This window comes from Actinosynnema sp. NPDC020468 (assembly GCF_040642015.1).
GTDB lineage: Bacteria > Actinomycetota > Actinomycetes > Mycobacteriales > Pseudonocardiaceae > Actinosynnema.
The window spans coordinates 1-19,015 of record NZ_JBFAEO010000072.1 but is presented as its reverse complement, the minus strand read 5'-3'; the positions used below and the strand labels follow the sequence as shown (position 1 = coordinate 19,015).

Sequence of the window (19,015 nt, the reverse complement as noted above, 5' to 3'; positions counted from 1 at the left end):
GTTCTCCCTGTGCGTTCGGACCGCGTCGTGGGGTGCTCACCGGGTCGGCGCGCGCTCGGCCAGCAGCGGGTCGAGGAGTTCGGCGAAGTGGGCGAGCCCGCCCCGCCAGGTCTCCCGGTCCTCGAGGTCGACGCCCAGCGCCGCGAGCTGCTCGGTCGGACCGGCCGTGCCGCCGCGCGCGAGGAGGTCGAGGAACGGGCCCCGGAAGCCGTCCGGGTCGCGCCGGTACCGGGCGTGGAAGTCGAGCCCGAGCAATCGGGCGAAGGTGTAGGTGTAGCTGTAGAAACGCTCGTGCGTCACGTGCGGGACGAGCGCCCAGTGCAGACCCCACCGGGTGGACATCGCCACGTCGGGACCGTAGAACTCCCGACCGCACTCGGTCCACAGCGCCCGGATCCGCGGGTCGGTCAGCGCGCCGCCCTCGGCCCGGGCCCGGTGCGCGCGGGTTTCGAACCGGGTCAGGAACGCGCTCATGAAGATCGCGTCGATCGCGTTGTCCACCCGCTTGGCCGCGAGCAGCTCCCGGGTGTCCCGGTCGGGCTCGTGCTCGATCAGCCAGTCCTGCACCAGCAGTTCGGTGAACGCGGGCGCGATCTCGTTGAGCGCCAACGGCGCGTCGAAGGTCAACCCGTTGCGGCCGCGGCCGGCGAGCGTGAACTGCAAGGCGTGGCCCATTTCGTGCGCGAGGCTCACCACGTCCTCGACGGTGCCGAAGTACGACAGCACGATCCGCGGCGGCCGGCCCGGACCGAGGCTGCGGCACGACGCGCCGGGTTGCTTGCCCTCGCGGGGTTCCGCGTCGACGTGGCCGCCGTCGACCAGGTCCCGGACCATCCGGCCGGCCTCGGGCGACACACCCTCGAAGGCCTCGGTGACGGCGCGGACCGCGACCGGGAACGGCAGGTGCGGACCTCGGCCGATCGGCGCGCGCATGTGCGCGTAGCCGAGCCGGTCGAGGCCGAGCAGGCGTGCCTTGTGCGCGAACCACCGTTGCGGCAGCGCGTAGTTCTCCTCGACGGCGGCGAGCATCGCGTCCACGGCGGTCGACGGCAGCTCGTTGGTCAGGTCCCGCTCGGCGCGCGGGTGCGGCAGCCCGCGCACCTCGTCGATCGCGAGCCGGTCGGCCACCAGGCTGTCCAGGCACTGGCTCAGCACCGGCGCCATCGGCTCCAGCGCCGCGTAGATCGCCTCCAGGCAGGCCTCGCGCCGTGCGGGCGCGCCGACCTCCAGTTCGCTGCGCGCCTCCTCCATGGAGATCGCGCCGCCGTCCACGACCGGCCGCAGCCCGCCCATCACCCGGTAGTACAGCTCGACCCACGCGGAGCCGGCGGTCGCCTCCCGGGCCGCGAGCGCCGTTTCCGCCTCCGCGCCCAGGGTGTACGGGGCCAGGCTGCGCACGCTCGTCAGGTAGTGCCGGTACGGGGCCAGTTCCGGCGCGTCGAGCAGCACCGCCGCGGTGTCGTCCGGCAGCGCGAGCCAGTCGCCCTCGACCACCTGGAGCACCTCGTCCATCGCCTCGACCGCGGTGGCGGCCAGCAGCCGAAGGTCGCGCAGCTCGGCCGAGTTCTGGTCGCCTGCCAGCGCGACGGCCTGGTGCCCGTCCCGGAACAGGGCCGCGGCGCGCAGGTCGGCGATCTCGTCCAGCGCGGCGGCGACGGCCGCGGCGGGCCGGGTGAACAGCGTGCCCTCGTGCCGCGCGGCCAGCACGCCGCTCTCGGCGATCAGGGCCGCGCACTCGGCGCGCGGGTCGGCGTCGTCGCGGTCGGTCGACATGGCCTGCTCCCAGCTGTAGTCCTACTCGGGCGGGACGGGTTCCGGCGCGGCGGTGCGCAGCGGGCTCGCCAGCGCGACGACGCCGACCCCGATCTGCACCGCGGCGGACAGCGTGATCACCGGCCAGAACGCGCCGGTCGCGGACAGCAGCGCGCCGCCGACGACGGGCGCGAACGGCACCGGGCCGAACGCGATCAGCCGGGTCAGCACCACGACCCGGCCGAGGAGGTGCTCCGGCACGAGTTGGTGGCGCAGGGTGAAGAAGGTGACGATGAAGACCGTGGTCGCGCCGCCGACCAGCACCCAGGTCGCGGCGATCGTCGGCAGCGCGGTGAGCACCAGCAGCAGCGCGGTCGCGGCGCCGGCGGTGATCGTCGCGGCGATGATCAGCCTGCCCGGCGTGGTCAGCCGGAGCAGCCGCGGTGTCACCAAGGCGCCGAGCAGCGAGCCGGTGCCCAGCGCCGCGAAGACCACGCCGACGGTCGCCACCGGCTGGTCGCGGAACCGCACCAGGTAGGTGATCATGTTGGCCTCGATCATGAACAGGCCGAACCCGCTGCCCGCGGCCACGATCGCGCCCCACAGCAGCGGCGGGTGCGTGCGCACGAAGGCGACGGCGGTCCGCAGGTCGCCGACGAACGACGAGGCCTCGCGGTGCGGGCGGGCCGTGCGGGTGCGGGCGATCAGCGCGACGGCCAGCGCGGACAGCCCGAACGACACCGCGTCCAGGCTCAGCGCCCACCGCGCGCCCAGCGCCGCGACGGCCGCCGCGCCCAGCAGCGGGCCGGCCAGGTCGAGCGTGCCCTGCCCGGCCTGCATCCGGGAGTTCGCCCAGCCGAGCCGGTCGGCGGGCACGGTCGCGGGCAGCAGACCCTGGAACGTGGCCTGGTAGAGCGGCGTGATCGAGGACAGCACGAAGGCGGCCGGGTAGATCAGCCACAGGTGGTACTCGCCGAACCAGGCGAGCACCGCGAGGAGCCCGATCACCCCGGCGGCGGCCAGGTCGGCCCGGATCAGCAACAGCCGCCGGTCGTAGCGGTCCGACAGCACGCCGCCGATCGGCGCGAAGAGCAGGTACGGGACGTACTCGAGGCTGTAGACCACCGCGGTCTGCACCGCCGAGCCGGTCAGCTGGAGGACGAGCAGCGGCAGGGCCAGCTTGTAGAGCCAGTCCCCGGCCGTGGACACGAGGAAGGCGCCGAACAGCAGGCGGTAGTCCCGGAGTGATCGGGTTCGCGGAGTGCTGTCCGACGCCTGTTCTCCGATCGGGGTCACGGCGCCGAGACTAGTGCCGCCCGGTCGCCGCAGACAGGGCAATCCGGCCGACGTTCCCATTGTTCAGCCTGGTGGGTGGACATGTCCTCGAATCGCGTTTCCATCAACCGTCCGGCCGCGATGGGCTCGACTATCCGGGTGACGTGGCGGACGAACTCGGTGACCATCAGCGAGTTCAACACCGACACCAACGGGCCGAACGCGGCGAGGTCCGGACCGACACCGGTGTTGCCCTCGTGCCGTTCTTCCATTTGCGCGCGCAGCGACCGGGTGGTCTCGTCGTCCGCGTTGGAAAGGCGCCAGCACTCGAGGCAACCGGTGACGCCCGGTTGGATCAGGTAGATGATGGAGCGCTGGAGTTCCACCCCGCCGCCGATGAACGGCACCCCGGCCCGCACGCACGCGTCGTTGACCCAGCGGATCACGTGCATCTTCGGCCGGTCGACGGCGCAGAACACGAAATCCCGGTCGGCGACGATGTCGTCGAGGTCCGCCGGCGCGGACAGCTTCCGCTCGACGCCCTCGATCCGCGCGCCCGGGTAGTACTCCTGGAGCCGACCCAGCGCGGCCTCGACCTTGCGTTCGCCGATGACCGCCTCGGAGTAGAGGATCTGCCGGTTGAGGTTCGACAGCTCGACCTTGTCGAAGTCGAGCACCCGCAGGTCCTGCACGCCCGCGCCGAGCAGGCTCAGCGACACGTACGAGCCGACGCCGCCCAGGCCCAGCAGCAGCACGCGGCAGTCCCGGATCTGCTCCTGCGCGGCGTACTTGGCGGTGGACAGGTCGGCGTAGGTCTCGAAGAAGCCGATGTTGCGCTTGAAGCGCTCCAGGTCGTACCTGGTCAGCGTGGTGGTCGCGGCGGCGTCCTCGAGCAGGCCCGCCTCGTCCAGCTGCGTGATGGCCTCCGGCACGTCGAACCCCGAGTCCGGCAGCTGCTCGTGGAACGCCCGGTCGACCTCGGCCACCGTCCGGCTGCCGTCCAGCAGGGCGAGCAGCGGTCGGACCTCCCGGTCCGGGTCCTCGATCTCCAGCATCGACCCGCTCCGCTGCACCAAGACCGAATCGTTGACGACGTAGGCCGGATTGGTGATCTTCAATAGCGGTCTCGGTGTCATCTTCGCCCACTCCAATCGGATATTCCGGATGACCCGCTCGGTACGCCGGTAAATGCCGCGGCCTGCCCCGCGGGGCTTCGCGCGCCCACGGGGCAGACCGCATCAGGATTAGCTGGGAACGCCCAAGCCCGCCACGCTGGAGCTGTGCTTCTTAATGCGCATGCTGGTCACCTCCCCCATATTGCTGAAGTGATTCTGCGGTGCGATCCCGAGGCTAGGTCCGCTGCGCGAAGCGTGTCAACAGAATCGAACGGGCGTTCGTCGGCGTGTTCGGGGAAATGGCTCCGAATAATTTTCGCGGTCGCGTGCGCGAACCACCGGTCGGCGCGTGGACGACGACCGGCGTCCGTTCGGACCCTGGCCGGCGCGCGCCGCCCGGTTCCTGTTCGAACACCGGCGGTCCGGCGTCGGTCGCTTGTCGGCGGACTGTCGGCGGGTTGTCGGCGCGGCCGGTGATCGTGGTCGGCATGACTTCCACCGCGCTCGTCTCCGGCGCCGGCGTCGCCGGTCCCTCGCTCGCCCACTGGCTGCACCGGATGGGGTGGGCCGTCACCGTCGTGGAGAAGGCCGGCGCACCGCGGCCGGGTGGTCAGGCCGTCGACTTCAAGGGCGCCACCCACCGCGCGGTCCTGGAGCGGATGGGCCTGCTGGCCGACGTCCGCGCCCGCCAGACCGGCGGGGTGGACCAGGTCGTGGTCGACGCGCGTGGCCGGCGGCTGACCGTGATCCCGGGCGAGTTCACCGGCGGCGAGATCGAGATCCGGCGCGGCGACCTGGCCGCGTTGCTGCACGAGCGGACGCGCGAGCACTGCGAGTACGTGTTCGGGGACGGGATCACCTCGTTGGACGACACCCCGGACGGGGTGCACGTGACGTTCGAACGGGCCGCGCCGCGCACCTTCGACCTGGTGGTCGGCGCGGACGGGATCCACTCGGCGGTGCGCCGGCTCGCGTTCGGCCCGGAGCGCGACTTCGTGCGCCACCTCGGGCACTACTACGCGCTGGTGGACCTGGGTGAGCAGGGCGAGCCGACGCTGTACAACGAGCCGGGCCGGATGGTCGCGGTCGGCGGCCACAAGGCGCCCGCGTTCTTCGTGTTCGCCTCCGCCGAGTTGACCTACGACCGGTACGACGCGGACAGTCAGAAGCGGATCCTGCTCGACGCCTACCGCGGCGGCGGGTGGCGGATCCCGGAGCTGATGGACCAGGTCCCCGCGGCCCGCTCGATCCACCTCGACTCGATCAGCCGGGCGCACGTCGACCGCTACAGCACCGGCCGGGTCGTGCTGCTGGGCGACGCGGCCTACGGCAACACCCTGGGCGGCTTCGGTTCGGGCCTCGCGGTGGTGGGCGCCTACGTCCTGGCCGCCGAACTCGCCCGGTCCACCGACCACGCGTCGGCGTTCCACCGCTACGAAACCCTGATGCGGCCCTACGCCCGAATCGCCCGCAACGCCAACGCCGGCCCGTTCCTCGCGCCACCGAGCAGGTTCCGGATGTCCTTGCGCAACAAGATGTTCAACTCACCGTTCCTGCTGCGCGCGATGCTGAGGCTCACCGACCGCCTGGCCACCGACATCGACCTGCCCGACCACCCCCTGCATCCGGCCGCCTGACCACCCACCCGACCTTCGGCGCGTCGGATCCACTCACGCCGCCCGGAAAGGCGCTCACCGCAGTGAGTCCACGACCTCCAGGACGAACTCGCCCACCGCGGGCAGGGGTGGCAGGGGCGCGGTGCGGTCGCCCAGTCGGTCGGCGATGGCGGCGTTGATCATCGGGGCTCGGTGGGGGAAGGTGGTGAGGCCGTGGCGGCCCGCGTCCTCTTTGGACACCACCTCGCCCGTGGTGATCGTGCGGTGCAGGCGCAGTGGGCCCAGGATTCCCCACACGGGGTTGTGGCGGAGAGTGCCTCGGGCGGCGCGTTCGCCCCACGGGCGCCAGTAGCGCTCCAGGTTCTCCCGGTTCCACGCCACAAGGGTGTCCGGTTCGGGGTTCAGGCCCAGGGTGTCCGGTTCCGGTCCCCGCACGGCGATGCCGTGCTCGGCGAAGGTCTTCCAGTCCACGGGGTTCACCGCGAAGGCCTCGCCGCGGCGGAACGTGCGGCCGGAGTGCGAGGCGATCGGGCGCAGCCTGGTCACGGGGGTGCGCAGGTCGTCCTGGTGGAGGTAGACGCCGTTCATCGTGCCGGGGATCGCGCGGTCGCGGGTGCGCAGGGCCGAGCCGACCGCGCCGAGGTTGCCCAGCCCGTGCAGGAGTCTCAGGCGTGTGCTGCCCGGGTCGTGGGTCAGCACGGCGACGAAGTCGATGTCGCTGCGCCCCGGCCGCCACGCGCCGAGCGCGGCGGAGCCGACCAGGTAGAAGCCGGTGACGGCGCGGGGGAGGAGGCGGTCGGCGAGGGACACGAACTGCTCGACGGTGCGCTGCACGCCCACCAGTGTGCCGGCCCGCCGACCCCGACCGCGTCAGACCCTCGTGAACGCCGCCCGGAAGTCCTTCGGCACCAACAGGTTGTGGAACTCGGGCGGGCAGTCGGACGCGCCCGGCGCGGTCACGCGGTAGTGCCTGGTCAGCCAGAACGCGGCCAGCACGAGCTGGATCAGGCCCAGCTGCGTGCCGACGCACACCCTCGGCCCCGCGCCGAACGGCAGGTAGGAGTGCTTGCGCGGGGTGGAGCCGTCGAGCCAGCGGTCGGGGTCCGGCTCGTCCGCGGCCGACCACCACCGGGCGTCGCGCTGCACCAGGAACGGGCTGAACATCACCTGGTCGCCCGGCGTCAGGTGCCACCCGCCGAGCGTCGTCGGCACGAGCGCCGTGCGTCCCATCAGCCAGGTCGGCGGCCACAGCCGCAGGACCTCCTTGACCACGGCCTCGGTCTGCGGCAGCGCCGACAGCGGCGGCTCGTCCGCACCGTCCCAGGTGGACGATTCCGCCGCCACGCGGTCCCACAGGTCCGGTCGGCAGGCCAGGGTCCAGATCGTCCACGTCATCGACGCCGCCGGCACCCCGTACGCGGCCAGCAGGATGCCCCGGATCAGGCGCTGCACCTGGAGTTCGCTCAGCTCGGGGTCGCGCGCGGCGAGCAGGACGTCCAGCAGGTCGCGGGGTTCGGCCGCGGCGGGCGCGGAACGCCGGCGGTGGATTCGGGCGGTGATCGCGTCCAACGTCGCCTGCCTGGCCCGGCGGAAGCGCGTGATCCGCCGGGTGGGCAGCCACGCCGGGAACAGCTGCGAACTGCCCGACAGCGGTTCGATCGCCTCGGCGTTCTCGGCGACGACCTCGGGCACGCCGTCGGCGTCCTCACCGAGGCAGAAGTCCGCCGCCGCGCGGCCGGAGAACCGCATCATCAGGCCGAGCACGTCGGCCGGCCGCCCCGCGGACTCGTCCAGCGTGCGCTCGAACAGCGCGCGCAGCCGAGCCGTGTGCGCCGTCGCCGCGGCCCGGTTCAGGCCGCGCCACCCGGAGCGCCGGGCGGTCATCCAGGTTTGCGCGTCCTGCGCGCTGCGCCCGGCGTCGAACCGGGTGGCCACGGCCGTGCTGGCGCTGGAGAAGTCGCTGTTGGTCCTGGTGAACAGCTCGTGCACGAGGTCAGGATCGCGAACGACGATCGTGTGCTCGTCGAAGGAGAACACGTCGCCGAACTCGTCGTGGCACCGCCGGAGGAAACCCATCCGGTCGCGGTCGTAGTCGAGCGTGTTGCCCACCAGCCGCCGCCCCCTGGGGCCTGGCGGTCGAATCGCCGTGCTGGTCAAGAGTTCCCCCCGGACTCCGGTGCGCCCGGGGGGCGGGCGACGCGGCCCGCCCCCCGGCGATCACTCAGTTGGCGATGTCCCAGTAGGTGTAGAAACCGCCCATGCGGGTCTTGCCCAGCAGACGAGCGGCGACGTGGCGAAGGTGCTTCATCGTGTCCTCCCGGTGATCCGTGGACTGCCCCCCGGCAGCCCGCCCTTCGATCATGCACATTCGACGCCCAGTTGGAAATGGCTCATTCGGAGTAGCGTCGCGGCGGCCGGGAAAATGCCTTGACAGCACTGGGTCGCGCGGGTTCAAGGAGGTGTCCATTGTGGACTCGAAGGGTCGTTGAACTGGGCCGACCGCAGTCCGGTGGCAGTTTTCGGACACACCTCGCACGACCCGTATAATCCGTGCGCGTGACGGTGGTCGAGGTCGCGACCGACTTCCTCGTGCCGGCGCAAAAATTCACACAATCACGAGGTCGAGCGGTCCTCGCACTCCTGGTCGAAGCCGGTGGGTGGCCTATTCCGGCCAGTCGGACACGTGGCGCCACCCGAACACGGCCGCCCGTCAGCGGAACGCGGTCAGGAAGCGGTCGCGGAAGGATTCCATCGGCCAGGTCGGCGCGGTCGGCGCGGGGTTCAGGCCCGGGGTCCAGGACCACGGGTCGGTGTGGGCCAGCACCGCCCGGTCGCGGGCCACCAGGGTGATCGGCACGTCCTTGGTGGCGCCCTCGCCCGTCACGACCTGGGCCGGTTGGTGGTCGCCGAGGAAGAGCAGGACCAGGTTGTCGTCGCCGTAGGTGCGCACGTAGGACACCAGGGTGTCGATCGAGTACGCGATGGAGGTGGCGTAGTCCGTGCGCACCGTCGCCGGGTCCCGGCCGAAGATCGACTCCGGGGGGTCGTCGGACCCGCCGCCGGCGAACACCGAGCCGTCGCCCAGCGCGTTCCAGTCGACCGGCTTCGGCACCGGTGACCACGGCGCGTGGCTGCTGACCAACGGCATCGCGGCCATCACGGGGCGGTGGCCGGGCGCGCGTTCGGCGCGCTGGAAGGCCCCGAGCGCGTACTGGTCGGGCATCGTGGCGTAGCCGAAGCGCGGGCCCGCGTACCCCACGTCGGCCGCCGCGTAAATCCTGTCGTAGCCGAAGAACCGGCCTTCCGGCCAGGCCTGGGTGATGCCGGGCAGCACGCCGACGGACCGCCAGGAAGCCTGGTGGAACGCGGAGGTCAGGGTCAGCCGGTCGCCCGCGACCAGGGTCCGGTAGCGCTGCTGGTTGTCGACGCGCAACCCGGACAGCAGCGTCGCCTGGGCGAGCCAGCTGCCGCCGCCGGCGGTGGGCGAGGTGAGGAAACCGCTGCGGGACGCGAAACCCGCCGCGTCGAGCTGCCGGGTTCCGGCGTCGAGCGCGGCGTCCACCACGGGGGACAGTGCCGGGTCCTCCACGGCGGAACGGCCGTAGCTCTCCACGAACACCACCATGACGTCCTTGCCCCGCAACGAGGTCAGCAGCTCGTCGGCGGGCGTGCCCCGGAAAGCATCCACAGTGGACACCCGGTCGAACTCGTCCCGGTCGCGCAACCCGGCCGCCACCGCCCGCGCGTGGTCGCCGACGAGGGTGGCGGCGCTGTGCGCGGCCAGCGGCGTGCCCGGTTCCAGCGCCAACCCCGGCGCCGACACGGTGATCCACGCGACCGCGAACACCACCACGGCCCGCGTCGCCGCCGTCCGCCGCCGGCCGACGACCCCGGCCAGCCGCGTCACCGCCCACACCACCGCCGCGATCACGCCCAGCGCCAGCAGCACCGCCGACCCGACCGCGACCACCGCGCCGACCCCGCCGTAGGTGACCCGGACGAAGTCCAGCGCCGGACCCAGCAGCGGCCAGTCCAGCACCAGGTCGAACGGCCGGTACAGCACCAGGTCGAACCCGATGTCCAGGGCTTTGAGCACCACCAGCAACCCCAGCAGCACGCCCAGCACGACGGCCACCACCCGGCGGGCCCGCGGCGGCAGCACGAGCAGCAGCACCACCGCGACCAGCGCCTCCACCGGCACCCGCAGGAACGCGGGCACCGAGAACCGGCTCAGGTCGGCGGGCGCGAGCAGCGCGACCCACACCAGCAGCGCGGCCACCACCGTCGCCCCGACCGCGAGCACCCGCCGCGCGCGCGTGCCGCGGCGATCGGCACGGCCGTCGGCGGCCTGCTCCACGAGTCCGGATCGGTTCACGAGCACCCCCTGTCCCCTCGGGTAAACGCGCGCCCGCCCCGACCGGTTCACCTACGGTGGTCGTCGTGACCCGCCCCCACGTGCTGCTCAGCGTCGCGATGAGTCTCGACGGCTACATCGACGACGGCCGCGAGGCCCGGTTCCCGCTGTCCGGCGACGAGGACTTCGCCGCGGTCGACCGGCTGCGCGCGGAGTGCGACGCGATCCTCGTCGGCGCGGGCACCGTGCGCACCGACAACCCGCGGTTGCTGGTGCGCAACGCGGAGTGGAGGGCGGCCCGGGTCGCGGCCGGTCGGCCCGAGCACCCGCTCAAGGTCGTCGTGAGCGAGTCCGGCGACCTCGACCCGGGGTTGGTCTTCTGGCACTGCGGCGACCGGAAAGTGTTGTACACCACCGATTCCGGGGCCGCGCGCACGCCCGTGCGGCACCTCGCCGACGTCGTGTCGCTCGGCGTCGACCTCGACTACGGCGCGGTGCTGGACGACCTGGGCGCGCGGGGCGTCGGCCGGCTCCTGGTGGAGGGCGGCACGACGGTGCACACCGGGTTCCTCGTCGCCGGGTTGGCCGACGAGATCCGGATGGCCGTCGCGCCCCTGTTCATCGGCCACTCCGACGCGCCGCGCTTCACCCACCCGGGTGAGTTCCCGGGTGGACCGGGGCGCCGGATCGAGTGCGGCGAGGTGGAGAAGCTGGGCGACGTGGTCGTGCTGCGCTACTTCCCGAAGCGCTGAACCAGGGCACGCGCGGTGTCCCGGCGGAACCACGCGACCAGCGCGGCCACCAGCAGCAGCCCGGCGGGCAGCGTCGCGTCGCCACTCAGGATCACCAGTTCGGTCGCCACCGCGCCCGCCATCACGCCGACCAGCCCGAGCGCGGCGGCCCCGCACAGCCGGGGCACCAGCAGCCCCAGCGCGCCCGCGATCTCCAGCACCCCGGTCAGGTAGCGCAACCACTGGCCGAAGCCGATCCTCTCGAACTTGCCCACCAGGCCGTCGCCCAGCAGCAACCAGCCGCTGTAGACGAAGTACCCGGCCAGGGCGACCTGGACCACCCACACCACCGCGGAGCCGACGCGCACGCCGGCGGTTCGCTCAGACACGTGACCACTCCCTGTTCTCCCACAACCACAGCGCGTCCCGCCCGAACGACCACACCAGCGTCCCGAGCGCGAAGACCACGAGGTAGCCCGCGTGCGGCAGCACGCCGGACGCGGCGACCACGAGCAGCACCCCTTGCAGCGCGGCGACCGCCTTGCGCGCGGTGCTCGGCGGCAGCGCGGCGCACAGCCACGGCAGCGCCCACGACGCGGCCACGAACGCGTACCGCATCAGGCCGATGGCCAGCACCCACGGCCCGGCCGTGAACGACACGTGCGCGCTCAGCACCAGGATCAGGAACGCGTCGACCTCCATGTCGAACCGCGCGCCCAGCGCCGAGGAGGTGCCGGTGCGCCGGGCGACCCGGCCGTCCACGAAGTCCAGCGCGAGCGCGACGGCGGCGAACGCGACCACGACGGTCGTCGGCACGCCCTCGCCCCACCGGTCGACCACCAGCGCCGTCACCCCGCCGACCAGCACGCCCCGCGCGGTCGTGACGCGGTCGGCCGGCCCGAACGACCGGGTGCCGGAACGGCGCATCGCGCCGCTCAACAGCACCCACGTCGCCACCCCGTACGCCACGCCCGCCAGCCACCCCGCGGGCCCGAGGCCGACCGCGCCGTGCAGCAGGCCCAGCAGCAGGACCTGGGAACCCGCCCACGCCGCGTGTTCGCCGACGGCCGGCGCCGCGCTGTGCTGAAGTGTGATCATCGTGCCCCTCGTGCCGGTGGGTGGCCCCGATTGACGGAGGTAGTCCATGACACGCGGTGAACAGGCCCTCTGGTTCACCCGATCGGGAAACTGTGAGATCCGGCCCGTCGAGGTGCCCGAGCCGGGGCCGGACGAGGTGCTCGTCCGCACGCTGTTCTCCGGGATCAGCCGGGGCACCGAGGCCCTGGTGCTGCACGGCCGGGTGCCGGTCGACCAGCACGCGGCCATGCGCGCGCCGTTCCAGGACGGCGACTTCCCGTGGCCGGTCAAGTACGGCTACCTGAACGTGGGCGTGGTCGAGCGGGGCCCGGCCGACCTGCTCGACCGGACGGTGTTCTGCCTGTACCCGCACCAGACCCGGTACGTGGTGCCGCGGGACGCCGTCACGCCGGTGCCGGACGGGGTGCCGCCGGGCCGGGCCGTGCTCACCGGAACGGTGGAAACCGCGGTGAACGCGCTGTGGGACGCGAAACCGCTGGTCGGCGACCGGATCGCGGTGGTCGGCGGCGGGATGGTCGGCTGCGCGGTGGCGGGGGTGCTGGCCGGGTTCCCGGGCGCGCGGGTGCAGCTGGTGGACCTCGACCCGGGCCGGGCCGAGGTCGCGCGGGAGCTGGGCGTCGGGTTCGCCTCGCCCCGGGACGCGCTGGGCGGGTGCGACCTGGTGGTGCACGCGAGCGCGTCCGAGGCCGGCCTGCGGACCGCGCTGGGGCTGCTCGCGGACGAGGGCGTGGTGGTCGAGCTGAGCTGGTACGGCGACCGGTCGGTGTCGGTGCCGCTGGGCGGTGCGTTCCACTCCCGGCGGCTGACCGTGCGCGGCAGCCAGGTCGGCCGGGTGGCGCGCCCGGACCGCACCTACGCGCAGCGGTCGGGGTTGGCGCTGGACCTGCTGGCCGACCCCCGGTTCGACGCGCTGATCACCGGCGGGTGTCGGTTCGAGGAGCTGCCGGACGTGCTGCCGCGGGTCGCGTCGGGCGGGATCCGCGCGCTGTGCCACCGCGTTGACTACGGTGCGGTGCATGGCTGATCCGTACCTGCTGCCGGTGGACACCACGCTCGACGCGGCGGGTCGGGTCGTCGCGGTGCTGCCGGTGGGCAGCCTGGAGCAGCACGGCCCGTACCTGCCGCTGATCACCGACACGGTCGTGGCGTGCACGGTGGCGGCCGCGATCGCGCGGGTCCACCCGGTGCGGGTGCTGCCGCCGGTGACGATCTCGTGCTCGCACGAGCACGCGGCGTGGCCCGGCACGGTCAGCATCTCGGCGCGCACGCTGTACTCGGTGGTCGAGGACATCGCCTCCTCGCTGCGCCGCGCGGGCGTGCCGAACCTGGTGCTGCTGAACGGGCACGGCGGCAACTACGTGCTGTCCAACGTCGCGCAGGAGACCGAGGGCGTCGCGCTGTTCCCGACCGGTGCGGACTGGGCGCACGCGCGGGCGCGGGCCGGGTTGGAGACCTCGTCGCGCGCCGACATGCACGCGGGGGAGTTGGAGACCTCCGTGCTGCTGCACGCGCACCCGACCCTGGTGAAACCCGACTACGAGACGGCCGACCACGACGCCGAGGACCGGCCGCACCTGCTGACCCGCGGCCTGCACCTCTACACCGAGTCGGGGGTGGTCGGCCGGCCGTCGCTCGCGTCAGCGCGCAAGGGCGAGGCCGTGGTCGCCGGGTTGGTCGAGGCGTTCGGGTGGTGCCTGGCGGCGTTGCCCGGCCAGTAGCGGCACGACGCCGGGCAGGCTCGCGGCCAGCGCCAGCACCCCGTACCCGACGGCGGTGGACAGTCCTTGCGCCGCGCCGAGTCCGGCCGCGCCGAAGGCCACCGAGAGGAACGCCTCGCGCGGCCCGAAGCCGCCGACGTTGATCGGCACGGCCATCACCAGCAGCGCCACCACGACCAGCGGGACGAGCCGGGCGGGCGGCGCGGTCACCCCGGCCACCCGGGCCGCCACCAGGAACAGCGCGACGTGCCCGGCCACCGCGCCGGCCGAGAGCACGACCACGCCCGGCAGCGCCCGTGTCGGCACCCCGGACCGCACCAGCGCGAGCACCCCGACCACCGCCGCGCCGCCGCCGACCGCCGCCCACGGTCCGACGTGCCACGGCGTCGGCACGGTCGCGAGCACCAGCGAGGCGATCGCGACCAGCACGACCTGTCCGGCGAACCGCTCGACCACCACCGCGCGCACCCCGCGCCGGACGTCCCGCGACTGCCGACCGTGCGCTACGGCCCGCTGCACGTCGCCCAGCACCCCGGCGGGGAGCACGGCGTTGAGCAGCAACCCCCGGTAGTAGTCGGCGACCGCGTCCCGCGCCGACAGCGCCAACCCGAGCCCGCGCGCGACCAGAACCCACCGCCCCGCCGCGCACACCGTCGTCACCACCCCGATCCCGACGGCCGCGAGCACCGCCGGCAGGTCCACCGCCCGCACCCCGGCGAGCACCGCGCCGGTGCCGAGCCGCACGCCGAGCACCACCAGCACGCCGACCGCCGCCACCACCCGAACCCAGGGCCACGCCCGCGCCAGGACGGCTTTCGCGGTGCCGAACCGGGTTTCGAGGAGCGCGGCGAGCCGACGGCCGACGCCGGACAGGTCGCCGGGGCGCGGGGGCGCGGTAGTGGTCACGACGGTCCTCCCGGTACGGCCAGCAGGTCGGTGTGGTGCACGACGACGCGCGCCGAGGAGCGGCGACGCAGGTACGGCTCCGCCTCGGCGGCCAGGGCGGGGTTCTCCTCCACGGCGGCGGCGACCCAGCCGTGCAGCCACGCGGTCTTCAGCGCGGCCTGGTCCGGGCCGCCCAGGCGCCACGGGCTGGGCGCCGTCGTGACCACCGCGCCGAGCGACTTGAACGCCTCGACCGCCACCGCGGTCGCGTCCGGGCCGAGCAGCCCGGCCCGCCGCTGGTGGGCGTTGAAGGCGTCCTGGAACGCGCCGTCCAGCTCCTCCGCGGGGTCCGGCTCGACCCGACCGGCCACGGTCAGCGCGAACAGCGCCGGGCAGCCCGCGCCGACGCACGCCGCCGCCAGCGACCGGACCTGGTCCGCGGTCAGCACGTCCAGCAGCGCGGACGCCGTCACGAGCGAGGTGCCCGCCAGGTCGGCCGCGGTCAGCGCGCCGAGATCACCCCGCCGCGCCTCCACCGTCACGCCCGGCCCGCCGACCGAGGCGGCGGCCAGGGCGAGCAACCGCGCGTCGTGGTCGTGCAGCACCCAGTGCTGCGGCCCGTCCAGCCGCGCGGAGAGCCAGCGCCCCATCGATCCCGTTCCACACCCGAGATCACGCACCACGACGGGGCGTCGGTTCAGATGGATCTTCCCGACCAGCGCGGCGGAGCGGGCGGCGGCGTCGGCCGGCTCGCGCAGGGTCAGCCATTCCGGGTCGAAACCAGGTGCGCTCATGGGCGCAGGTTAGCCGGCGACGGCCGCGAGCAACCGGGCGCAATCCTCCCAGGTGGACAGTCGTTCCCGCCGTGCCGCCGCCCGAACCCGCAGGTCGCGGCGGTGGTCGGGGTCGTGGAACCAGCGCCGGAGCGCGTCCGCCAGCGCGGCCGCGTCACCGGGCGGCACCAGCACGCCGCCGCCGTCGAGCGCGTCCGGCACCGCGCTCGCGATCACCGGCAGCCCGCGCGCCAGCGCCTCGGTGACCACCATGCCGAACGTCTCGGCCCGGGACGGCAGCACGAACAGGTCCGCCGCGTCGTAGGCGGCGGCCAGCGCGGCGCCGGTCAACGGGCCGGTCAGCCGCACGCGATCGCCGAGGCCGCGCGCGCGGCACCACCGCCGCACGGCGGGCTCCGCGGGTCCGGACGGGCCGACGAACGCGCAGGTCCACGGCACGTCGGCGAGCGTCGACAAGGCGTCCAGCAGCACGTCGTGCCCCTTGCGCGGGGTGAGGGAGGCGACGACGAGCAGCGCCGACACCCCGTCGACCCCGGTCGCGAGCGGAGCCGGGTCGGTGCCCGGCGGCACGGAGTGGACGTGCGCGAGCCCGTGGTGCGCCGCCAGTCGACGCGCCGTCGACGGGCTGGTCGCCACCACCGTCGACGCGGCGCGCAGCACGGTCCGCTCGGCGGCGTCCAGCGCGGCGGCCGACGCCGGGTCGAGCCCCGTCTCGTCGGCCAGCGGCAGGTGCACCAGCACGCCCAGCCGCACCCGGCCCGCGTGCGGCACGACCACGTCCGGCACCCCGCACGCGACCAGCCCGTCCAGCAGCACGAAGGAGCCGTCGGGGCACTCGGCGAGCCGGTCGCGCAGCGCGGCGCGGGAGGCGGCGGACGGGCGCGGCCACGAGCCGGGCACGGTCAGCAGCCGGAACCCGTCCGCGACCCGGAGGTCGTAGTGGTTGCCGCCGGTGGGCGCGGCGAGGTCGGGCGTCACCAGGTACCGGGTCACAGCGCCCGTTCGTAGCTCGCCCACGCCACGTGCGACTCGTGCAGCGTGACCGCGACACCGCTCAACCCCCGCGCGCCCTCGCCCAGCGCGCCCGCGTGGACGCGCTGGGCGAGCAGGTCCGCGATGTGCCGCGCCAGGAACTCGGTGGAGGTGTTGACCCCCGCGAACTCGGGTACCTCGTCCAGGTTCCGGTAGTTGAGTCCGGCGAGGACGGCGCCGAGTTCGGAGGTGGCGAGTCCGATGTCGACAACGATGTTGTCCGCATCGAGTTCGGCACGGGTGAACCGGGCGTCGACGACGAACGTTGCCCCGTGCAGGCGTTGTGCCGGACCGAACACCTCGCCGCGGAAGCTGTGGGCGATCATCACGTGGTCACGGACGGTGATGCTGAACACGGTGGCCTCCGCGGGGTGCGACGTGCGGTGCGATCCCGATCGAGCGTAACCAGCTCCGGTCGCGGCCGGGTGACGAGGAGTCCGATGTACGACGTGCAGGCGTTCGAGGACGAGGACGTGGCGGAGTCCGCCCTGGTGACCCGGCGCGGCCGGTTCCGGGCGGTGGCGTTCCGGGCCGACGGGCACGAGCACCTGGCCCTGGTGCGGGGCCCGGTCCGGTCGCGGGAGGACGTGCTGGTGCGGGTGCACTCGGAGTGCCTGACCGGGGACATCTTCGGCGCGCTGCGCTGCGAGTGCGGCGAGCAGCTCGACGCCGCGCTGGCGGAGATCGCGCGCGCCGGCACGGGCGTGCTGGTGTACCTGCGCGGGCACGAGGGGCGCGGCATCGGGTTGGTGGCGAAGGTGCGCACCCACGTGCTCCAGGACGAGGCGGGCCTGGACACGCTCGACTCGGCGACGGCGCTCGGCCTGCCGGTCGACGTGCGGGACTACGACCCGGCGGCGCGGGTCCTGCGGCACCTGGGTGTGCGGTCGGTCCGGCTGCTGTCGAACAACCCGGACAAGGTCGCGGCGCTCGAGGCGCGGGGCGTCCCGGTGACCGACCGGGTACCGCTGCTGATCGAGCCCAACCCGCACAACGTCGGCTACCTCACCGCCAAGCGCGACCGGATGGGCCACGACCTGCCGCAGCTCGGCCGATCCGTGTCGTCCACTGTGGACTGAACGGTCCACAGTGGACGTGAGGTTTCCTCCCGGCGTGGAACAAGCGGGCGACTTCACCCGTTTCCCCGCCGGCGGCACACCAACGGCGCTCGTGCGGGCGCGGGTCGGGTGCGATCCTCGGGCGTAGCCCAGCCGGGTCGAATCCCCGCCGCTGTGAGGAGTGCCCATGTCCGCTCCCGCCGTGCCCGCCGTCCGAGGCGGGCTGCCCCTCGTCGGACACGCGCTGTCGCTGTACCGGGATCCCGTCGGCTTCCTCGCCTCGCTGCCCGCGCGCGGCGACCTGGTGCGGATCCGGATCGGGCCGGTGGACGCGATCATGGTGTGCGACGCGGACCTGGCGCAGCAGGTGTTCCGCGACGACCGCACGTTCGACAAGGGCGGCCCGTTCTCCGACCGGGCCGAGGAGATCGCCAAGGACAACCTCGTCTCGTGCCCGCACGCGCTGCACCGCCGCAAGCGCCGGCTCGTGCAACCCGCGTTCGCGCCGGCGCGGATGCCGGCCTACGCCGGGACGATGGCGGCCCGGATCGCCGAGGTGGTCGACTCGTGGCGGGACGGCGACGTGGTCGACGTGCCGGCGCAGATGACCGCGCTCACCACGAACGTGCTGACCTCCACCATGTTCGCCGACCTGCTCGACCCGGAGGCGCTGCGGCAGTCCCGGGAGGACGCGGACGCGATCGTCGCGGGCATGTTCACCCGGATGCTGGTGCCGCCGGCGGTGACCAGGCTGCCGCTGCCCGCCAACCGCCGGTTCGACCGGGCCCGCACCCGGCTTCGGCGCACGGTCGCCGGCATCGTCGCCGCGCGCCGGGTCGAGGGCGGTGACCGGGGCGACCTGCTGTCCGCGCTGCTCGTCGCGCGCGACGCCGAGTCCGCCGAGGGTGAGCGCGCGCTGTCCGACGACGAGATCGTGGACCTGGCGCTGACCCTGCACCTCGCGGGCAGCGAGACGACGGCGACCACGCTGACCTGGGCGCTGCACCTGCTCGCCGGGCACCCCGAGGTCGAACGGCGGCTGCACGCCGAGGTCGACGAGGTGCTGGCCGGTCGCCCGGCCGGGTACGCCGACGTGGAGGCGTTGGCGCACACCGGTCGGATCGTCACCGAGACGCTGCGCGTGCGCTCGCCCGGCTGGCTGTTCACCCGCGTGGTCACGGTCGACACCACGCTGGGCGGGCACCGGCTGCCCGCCGGCACCACGATCGCCTACAGCCCGTACCTGATCCACCACCGGGCCGACCTGTACGCCGACCCGGAGCGGTTCGACCCGGACCGTTGGGACCCGGCGCTGCACGCGCCGCCGCCGCGCACCTCGTTCCTGCCGTTCGCGAACGGCGCGCGCCGGTGCGTCGGCGACCGGTTCAGCCTCGTGGAGTCCGTGCTGGCGTTGGCCTCCATCGCCGCGCGGGTGCGGTTCGAGCACCTGCCGGGAGCGGGGGACGTGCGCCCGGCCGCGGCGATCGTGATGCGCCCGCGCCGGTTGCGGATGCGGGTGCTGGCCCGCTGAGCGCCGCCGCGCCCGCCCCACTGGACCGAGCCGCGGGGGGGGGCACAACCCCGCGT

Annotated in this window: 20 protein-coding genes; 6 read left to right on the top strand and 14 right to left on the bottom strand. The window is 73.8% G+C overall.

The genetic code is table 11. The annotated features are described in order from the left end of the window. Window positions 1-36: 36 nt before the first annotated feature. The 4 genes from AB0G50_RS33555 to AB0G50_RS33540 form a co-directional block, all read right to left on the bottom strand. On the bottom strand, window positions 37-1,773 hold the full coding sequence (locus AB0G50_RS33555) for a M3 family metallopeptidase (protein WP_360117248.1): 1,737 nt from the start codon (window positions 1,771-1,773) through the stop codon (window positions 37-39). 21 nt (window positions 1,774-1,794) lie between these two features. Further along, window positions 1,795-3,048 (bottom strand): MFS transporter, encoded by a 1,254-nt coding sequence (locus AB0G50_RS33550; RefSeq protein ID WP_360117244.1) that lies wholly within the window; start codon window positions 3,046-3,048, stop codon window positions 1,795-1,797. After that, on the bottom strand, window positions 3,045-4,082 hold the full coding sequence (locus AB0G50_RS33545; protein WP_360117241.1) for a ThiF family adenylyltransferase: 1,038 nt from the start codon (window positions 4,080-4,082) through the stop codon (window positions 3,045-3,047). Before AB0G50_RS33545 ends, AB0G50_RS33550 begins: the two co-directional genes overlap by 4 nt. A gap of 295 nt (window positions 4,083-4,377) precedes the next feature. After that, window positions 4,378-4,632, bottom strand: a complete 255-nt coding sequence (locus tag AB0G50_RS33540; protein ID WP_360117238.1) for a hypothetical protein — start codon at window positions 4,630-4,632, stop codon at window positions 4,378-4,380. Between AB0G50_RS33540 and AB0G50_RS33535 the strand changes: the two genes are divergently transcribed. Beyond that, window positions 4,631-5,779, top strand: coding sequence for an FAD-dependent monooxygenase (locus AB0G50_RS33535; RefSeq protein WP_360117235.1), 1,149 nt, complete (start codon window positions 4,631-4,633; stop codon window positions 5,777-5,779). The genes AB0G50_RS33540 and AB0G50_RS33535 overlap by 2 nt on opposite strands. Before the next feature lie 54 nt (window positions 5,780-5,833). Here AB0G50_RS33535 and AB0G50_RS33530 read toward each other — a convergent pair whose 3' ends face one another. From AB0G50_RS33530 to AB0G50_RS33515, 4 genes are all read right to left on the bottom strand, one after another. Further along, window positions 5,834-6,592 (bottom strand): nucleotidyltransferase domain-containing protein, encoded by a 759-nt coding sequence (locus tag AB0G50_RS33530; RefSeq protein WP_360117232.1) that lies wholly within the window; start codon window positions 6,590-6,592, stop codon window positions 5,834-5,836. 36 nt (window positions 6,593-6,628) lie between these two features. After that, a complete protein-coding gene (locus AB0G50_RS33525; RefSeq protein ID WP_360117230.1) occupies window positions 6,629-7,915 on the bottom strand; it encodes a cytochrome P450 in 1,287 nt (428 codons plus the stop codon). A gap of 64 nt (window positions 7,916-7,979) precedes the next feature. Then, window positions 7,980-8,120 (bottom strand): hypothetical protein, encoded by a 141-nt coding sequence (locus AB0G50_RS33520; RefSeq protein WP_360117227.1) that lies wholly within the window; start codon window positions 8,118-8,120, stop codon window positions 7,980-7,982. A 348-nt stretch (window positions 8,121-8,468) separates the two neighbouring features. Continuing rightward, complete coding sequence (locus tag AB0G50_RS33515; RefSeq protein WP_360117224.1) at window positions 8,469-10,133, bottom strand: sulfatase; 1,665 nt, start codon at window positions 10,131-10,133, stop codon at window positions 8,469-8,471. A 65-nt stretch (window positions 10,134-10,198) separates the two neighbouring features. On the opposite strand from AB0G50_RS33515, the gene AB0G50_RS33510 reads away from it, so the two are divergent. Further along, entirely contained in the window at window positions 10,199-10,864 is a 666-nt protein-coding gene (locus AB0G50_RS33510; protein ID WP_360117222.1) for a dihydrofolate reductase family protein, read from the top strand. Here AB0G50_RS33510 and AB0G50_RS33505 read toward each other — a convergent pair. Both AB0G50_RS33505 and AB0G50_RS33500 read right to left on the bottom strand, forming a co-directional pair. Continuing rightward, complete coding sequence (locus tag AB0G50_RS33505) at window positions 10,846-11,232, bottom strand: DoxX family protein (protein ID WP_360117219.1); 387 nt, start codon at window positions 11,230-11,232, stop codon at window positions 10,846-10,848. The two genes, AB0G50_RS33510 and AB0G50_RS33505, sit on opposite strands and share 19 nt — an antisense overlap. Beyond that, entirely contained in the window at window positions 11,225-11,941 is a 717-nt protein-coding gene (locus AB0G50_RS33500; protein ID WP_360117216.1) for a CDP-alcohol phosphatidyltransferase family protein, read from the bottom strand. The genes AB0G50_RS33505 and AB0G50_RS33500 overlap by 8 nt, the downstream gene beginning before the upstream one ends. 46 nt (window positions 11,942-11,987) lie before the next feature. Between AB0G50_RS33500 and AB0G50_RS33495 the strand changes: the two genes are divergently transcribed. Further along, window positions 11,988-12,965 (top strand): zinc-binding alcohol dehydrogenase, encoded by a 978-nt coding sequence (locus tag AB0G50_RS33495; protein ID WP_360117213.1) that lies wholly within the window; start codon window positions 11,988-11,990, stop codon window positions 12,963-12,965. Continuing rightward, a complete protein-coding gene (locus AB0G50_RS33490) occupies window positions 12,958-13,659 on the top strand; it encodes a creatininase family protein (RefSeq protein WP_360117210.1) in 702 nt (233 codons plus the stop codon). The genes AB0G50_RS33495 and AB0G50_RS33490 overlap by 8 nt, the downstream gene beginning before the upstream one ends. On the opposite strand, the gene AB0G50_RS33485 is transcribed toward AB0G50_RS33490, so the two are convergent. From AB0G50_RS33485 to AB0G50_RS33470, 4 genes are read right to left on the bottom strand one after another with little or no spacing between them, the layout of a single operon-like run. Beyond that, complete coding sequence (locus AB0G50_RS33485) at window positions 13,579-14,565, bottom strand: lysylphosphatidylglycerol synthase domain-containing protein (RefSeq protein ID WP_360117206.1); 987 nt, start codon at window positions 14,563-14,565, stop codon at window positions 13,579-13,581. The genes AB0G50_RS33490 and AB0G50_RS33485 overlap by 81 nt on opposite strands. Continuing rightward, the gene (locus tag AB0G50_RS33480; RefSeq protein WP_360117203.1) at window positions 14,562-15,338 is read right to left on the bottom strand and encodes a methyltransferase domain-containing protein; all 777 of its coding nucleotides are present in this window, start codon (window positions 15,336-15,338) and stop codon (window positions 14,562-14,564) included. The genes AB0G50_RS33485 and AB0G50_RS33480 overlap by 4 nt, the downstream gene beginning before the upstream one ends. A gap of 9 nt (window positions 15,339-15,347) precedes the next feature. After that, window positions 15,348-16,331: a glycosyltransferase family 4 protein gene (locus AB0G50_RS33475; protein WP_360117200.1), complete on the bottom strand. Its 984-nt coding sequence runs from the start codon at window positions 16,329-16,331 to the stop codon at window positions 15,348-15,350. Further along, window positions 16,328-16,726: a 6-carboxytetrahydropterin synthase gene (locus AB0G50_RS33470; protein ID WP_360117197.1), complete on the bottom strand. Its 399-nt coding sequence runs from the start codon at window positions 16,724-16,726 to the stop codon at window positions 16,328-16,330. Before AB0G50_RS33470 ends, AB0G50_RS33475 begins: the two co-directional genes overlap by 4 nt. An 84-nt stretch (window positions 16,727-16,810) precedes the next feature. On the opposite strand from AB0G50_RS33470, the gene ribA reads away from it, so the two are divergent. Together ribA and AB0G50_RS33460 are read left to right on the top strand one after the other, a co-directional pair. Further along, the gene (ribA, locus tag AB0G50_RS33465; RefSeq protein WP_360117194.1) at window positions 16,811-17,449 is read left to right on the top strand and encodes a GTP cyclohydrolase II; all 639 of its coding nucleotides are present in this window, start codon (window positions 16,811-16,813) and stop codon (window positions 17,447-17,449) included. Between the two features lie 166 nt (window positions 17,450-17,615). After that, the gene (locus AB0G50_RS33460; protein ID WP_360117191.1) at window positions 17,616-18,959 is read left to right on the top strand and encodes a cytochrome P450; all 1,344 of its coding nucleotides are present in this window, start codon (window positions 17,616-17,618) and stop codon (window positions 18,957-18,959) included. The last annotated feature ends 56 nt before the right edge of the window (window positions 18,960-19,015 follow it).

Coding starts and splice junctions, on each gene's coding strand:
- AB0G50_RS33555 (WP_360117248.1), bottom strand. CDS start 1,773: ATGTCGACCGACCGCGACGACGCCGACCCGCGCGCCGAGTGCGCGGCC.
- AB0G50_RS33545 (WP_360117241.1), bottom strand. CDS start 4,082: ATGCTGGAGATCGAGGACCCGGACCGGGAGGTCCGACCGCTGCTCGCC.
- AB0G50_RS33535 (WP_360117235.1), top strand. CDS start 4,631: ATGACTTCCACCGCGCTCGTCTCCGGCGCCGGCGTCGCCGGTCCCTCG.
- AB0G50_RS33540 (WP_360117238.1), bottom strand. CDS start 4,632: ATGCCGACCACGATCACCGGCCGCGCCGACAACCCGCCGACAGTCCGC.
- AB0G50_RS33520 (WP_360117227.1), bottom strand. CDS start 8,120: ATGATCGAAGGGCGGGCTGCCGGGGGGCAGTCCACGGATCACCGGGAG.
- AB0G50_RS33500 (WP_360117216.1), bottom strand. CDS start 11,941: ATGATCACACTTCAGCACAGCGCGGCGCCGGCCGTCGGCGAACACGCG.
- AB0G50_RS33495 (WP_360117213.1), top strand. CDS start 11,988: ATGACACGCGGTGAACAGGCCCTCTGGTTCACCCGATCGGGAAACTGT.
- AB0G50_RS33490 (WP_360117210.1), top strand. CDS start 12,958: ATGGCTGATCCGTACCTGCTGCCGGTGGACACCACGCTCGACGCGGCG.
- AB0G50_RS33480 (WP_360117203.1), bottom strand. CDS start 15,338: ATGAGCGCACCTGGTTTCGACCCGGAATGGCTGACCCTGCGCGAGCCG.
- ribA (WP_360117194.1), top strand. CDS start 16,811: ATGTACGACGTGCAGGCGTTCGAGGACGAGGACGTGGCGGAGTCCGCC.
- AB0G50_RS33460 (WP_360117191.1), top strand. CDS start 17,616: ATGTCCGCTCCCGCCGTGCCCGCCGTCCGAGGCGGGCTGCCCCTCGTC.